The organism is Burkholderia sp. HMSC10F09, from assembly GCF_001806955.1.
GTDB lineage: Bacteria > Pseudomonadota > Gammaproteobacteria > Burkholderiales > Burkholderiaceae > Burkholderia > Burkholderia multivorans.
Genome location: NZ_KV786586.1, coordinates 1 through 4,441, shown reverse-complemented (window position 1 = coordinate 4,441; position 4,441 = coordinate 1). Strand labels below are relative to the sequence as shown.

The following is a 4,441-nucleotide window of genomic DNA, read 5'->3' as shown; positions in this document are numbered from 1 at the left end:
GGACCGACGTGCGCGCGACGTCGAGGGCGAACGCCGCCGCGAGCGCGGCGAGCACCGCCCGCCGCTGCTCGGCCGGCGCCGCGCGATGGTTGTATGCGACGAGGCGCAGCGCGCCGTCGTCCGTCAACTGGGCGCGCAGCAGCTGCGCGCCGATGCCGTCGCCGTGCGAGACGCGAATCTCGGCACCGTCGCGTGCCGCGCAGAGTTCGTTCGCGAACGTCAGCCGGCAGGTATCGGGCACCGTGTATCCGTCCGGGCGCACTTCAGCCAGCATGGCGAGCCTCCCGATATGCGTCGGTGTGCGCGCGTGCGTCGAGCCGCGCGGCGAGCGCCGCGAGCGTCGGCACGGCGAACACGTCGTCGATCGTCAGCGCGTGGCCCGCGCGGCACGCGGCGTCGACGAAGCGCACGACGTCGAACGACGTCGCGCCCGCCTCGAACAGGTCCGCGTCGGGCGCAGGCGCGGCGGTTGCGAACGTGTCGGACCACAGCGCGGCGAGCGCGGCGGCCGTGCGCGACGCGCGCTCTGGTGCATCGGCTTCGTCGTCGGTCGCGGCGCGCACGGGTGCCGCAGCGACGTGCGCGTCCGGCGCGCCGAGTACCGTGTCGGCCGCATGCGCGAAGCGCGCGACTTCGTCGTGATAGCGCGCGACGAGCGCCTCGACGAAGCGGCCGTCGAGCAGTTCGTCCGCATACGAGAACGCCGCGCCGACGCGCCCGTCCGGATGCTCGACGACGTCCAGTTCGAGCGTGAACACGACGCGATGCCGCACGTCGTCGAACCCGGCGACCGATAACCCGGCCCAGTCGCGTGCGACCGCACCGGTCGGGCGCAGATAGTTGAACATCACCTGGAACAGCGGATTCGCATCGGCCGCGCGCGGTGCGCGCAGCGCGGCGACCACGTCGGCAAACGGCACGTCCGCACGCGCATAGGCGGCCAGCGCCGTGTCGCGCACCTGCGCGAGCACGTCCGCGCGACGCGCGGTCGCGTCGAGCCGCGTCCGCACGACCACCGCATTGATGAACAGGCCGAGCGCGTCGCGTGCCGCGTCGCCGGTCAGCTCGCGCGTCGACGCGAGCACGCCCACCGGCTGGTCGCCCGCGCCCGTCACACGGAACAGCGCGGCGTTCAGCGCCGCATGCAGCAGCATCGGCAGCGTCGCGTGCGCGGCCGATGCCGCCTCGCGCGCCGCGCGGATCAGCGCGCCATCGAATTCGAATGCGAGGCGCGCGGCGCGCCATTGCGGGACCGCCGGCGCGTCCGCACGCTGCGGCAGGATGCGCACCGGCAGGCCGGCGAGCGCGCTGCGCCACTCGTCGACGCGCCCCGCTGCAGCCGGGGCCGGCAACACGAACGGCGCCGCCCCGCCGGTCGGCGCAGCGTTGCCGCGCACGTGCGCGACGTAGCGCGTGCGCACCGCGTCGAGCCACAGCTCGATCGATTCGCCGTCGGACACGATGTGATGAATCGCGATCGACAACACGTGATCGTCGGCACCGAGCCGCAACAGGCGCGCGCGCCAGAGCGGCGCATCGGCCGCGAGATCGAACGGCGCGAGCGCATCGTCGTCGGTCAGCACGACCGCGCGTGCGCGTGCGTCGTCGTGCCCGGACAGATCGACGACCGGCAGCGCGAACGGCGTCGCGTCGACGATCCGCTGCCCCGGCAGCGCGTGCGCGCGCGGCACGATGCGCACACGCAGCGCCGGATGAACGGCTGCCGCGTCGGACAACGCCGCGCGCAGCGCGTCGACGTCGAGCGGGCCGCGCATGCGCAGCGCGACCGGAATGTTGTAGGCGGCGCTATCCGGCTGCGCGCGCCAGAGGAACCACAGCGCGAGCTGGGCGGGCGACAGCGGCCATACGCCGTGCGCATCGGCTTGCGCGACCGCGACGCGCGGAGCCGCGGCATCCGCGTGTGCGGCACGCGGCGCGGCGGCGACCTGCCGTGCGTATTGCGCGAGCAGCGGCGCCTCGAACAGCGCGCGCACCGGCACGTCGCGGCCGAGCCGTTCGGCCACGCGCGTGGCGACGCGCACGGCCGCGAGCGAATGCCCGCCAAGTTCGAAGAAGTGATCGCCGCGACCGACGCGTTCGACGTTCAACACGTCGCGCCAGATCGCCGCAAGCGCGGCTTCGTCGCCGTCGTGCGGCGCTTCGTACGCGCGCTCGATGCGCACCGGCGCCGGCAGCCGCGCGCGGTCGACCTTGCTGTTCGCGTTGCGCGGCAGTGCGTCGAGCACGATCAGCTGCGCGGGCACCATGTAGTCGGGCAGCGTGCGGCGCAGATGCGCGTCGAGCGTCGCCGCGTCGACCGGCTGTGCGGCCGCACGCGCCTCGGCCGTCAGTTCGACGTAAGCGACGAGCTGCGCCTGCGCGCCCTGCCCGTGCACGATCGCGCACGCTTCGCGGACCGCGTCGTGTGCGGCCAGCTGCGCCTCGATCTCGCCGAGTTCGATCCGCAGCCCGCGCAGCTTCACCTGATGGTCGACGCGGCCGATGAAGTCGAACACGCCGTCCGCACGGCGCCGCACGAGGTCGCCCGTGCGATACAGCCGCGCGCCCGGCGCGCCGTACGGATCGGGCACGAAGCGTTCGGCCGTCAGCGCGGGCCGGTCGAGATAGCCGCGCGCGACGCCGATCCCTTCGCCGCCGAGATAGAGCTCGCCGATCACGCCGACCGGCAGCGGATGCAGCCGCGCGTCGAGCACGTGCGCGGTGCGCGCGCCGACCAGCGTGCCGATCGGCAGATAGGCGGCGTCGCCGAGCTTCGCGAGATCGTCACCGGGACGGAACATCCAGAGCGTCGGCGTGATCACCGTCTCGGTCGGCCCGTAGCCGTTTACGACGCGCACGTTCGGCAGCGCGCGGCGCAGCATCGCGAATGCTTCGCGCGAGGTCGCCTCGCCGCCCACCGTCAGCGAACGCAGTGTCGGCGGCGCGCCGTGTGCGAGCGCCCATTCGGCGAGCTGCGCCGCGCAGCCGGGCGGCACGTAGGTCATCGTCACGCCGTCGCGGTTCATCATCGCGCAGGTCTGCGCGGGCGGCCACAGCACGTCGGCCGTCACCGACACCGCCGCGCCCGACATGTACTGCGAAAACCAGCCTTCATGCGCGCCGTCGAAGTTGACCGACTGGAACAGCAGGAACACGTCGTCCTCGCCGGCGCCGTAGCGCTCGGCGATCGCCGCGCAATGGCGCGCAAACGACGCGTGATCGACGATCACGCCCTTCGGCTTGCCGGTCGACCCCGACGTGTAGATCGCGTACGCCGCGTGGCCGGGCAGCACGTCGGGCAGCGCGACTTCGGCCGCTTCGTCGAGCGCGTCGATGCGATCCGCGCGCCACACGCGCAACGCAGGCGCCTCGGGCAGCGACGCGACGCTCGCGGCGTCGGTCAGCACGTGCGCGATGCGTGCATCGTCGACGATCTGCGCCAGCCGTTCGCGCGGATGCGCCGGATCGAGCGGCACGAACGCGGCGCCCGACTTCAGCACCGCGATCAGCGCGACGAGCAGATCGACCGAGCGCTGCAGCGCGACGCCGACACGCATTTCGGGCCGCACGCCGGCCGCGACGAGGTGGCGCGCGAGCCGTGCGGCGCGTGCGTCGACTTCGCCGCGCGTCAGCGCGCGCTCGATGTCGGCGACGCCGCGCGCGTGCGGCCGCGCCCGTGCATGGGCGGCGATGCGCGCGTGCACGGGCACGAACGGTTCGGCCTCGGCCGCACCGGCCGGCGCATTCCACGCGGCAAGCTGCGCGCGCTCGTCGGCCGGCAGCCAGTCCAGATCGCCGACCGGCGTGTCGGGTCGCGCGAGCGCATCGCGCAGCAGCGTGACGAAACGGGCGGCGAGCCGCGCGATCGCATCGGCCTCGAACAGGTCGACCGCATAGACGAATGCCGCGTCGAACGAGCCGTCGGGCGTCGCTTCGATCGCGAGCGTCAGGTCGAATTTCGCCGACGGCGTGCCGGACGGCAGCAGCGCGGCCGACGCGGCGCCGAAGGCCGGCAGCGCGCGGCGCTCGCCGTACGCGGCCATCACCTGGAACAGCGGATGATGGCTCGCGCTGCGCGGCACGCCGAGCGCGTCGACGACCTGCTCGAACGGGACGTCCTGATGCATTTGCGCGTCGACGAGCGCGCGTTGCGTGCGCGCGACCAGCGACGCGAAATCGCGATGGGCCGGCACGTCGACGTCGATCGCCAGCGTGTTGACGAAGAAGCCGATCAGCCCCGCCGTCTCCGCCCGTTCGCGATTCGCGGCCGGCACGCCGACGCAAATCCGCGCATCGCCGGTCGCGCGCGCGAGCAGCGTGTCGAGTGCGGCGAGCAGCACCGCGAACGGCGTCGCCCCCGACGCGGCCGCGAACGCACGCAGCTGCGCGCCGATCTGCGCGTCGAGCGAGAACGCATGCCGCGCGCCGAGCGCGCTGCGCC

General features: G+C 73.8%; 1 protein-coding gene and 1 pseudogene. Both read right to left on the bottom strand.

All coding sequences use genetic code 11. The annotated features are described in order from the left end of the window. Positions 1–274, bottom strand: a pseudogene (locus tag HMPREF3115_RS06245) (N-acetyltransferase); the annotation flags it as partial. After that, a partial coding sequence (locus HMPREF3115_RS06240) for a non-ribosomal peptide synthetase (RefSeq protein WP_070553757.1) occupies positions 264–4,441 on the bottom strand: 4,178 nt, incomplete at its 5' end. The gene HMPREF3115_RS06240 and the pseudogene HMPREF3115_RS06245, both read right to left, overlap by 11 nt.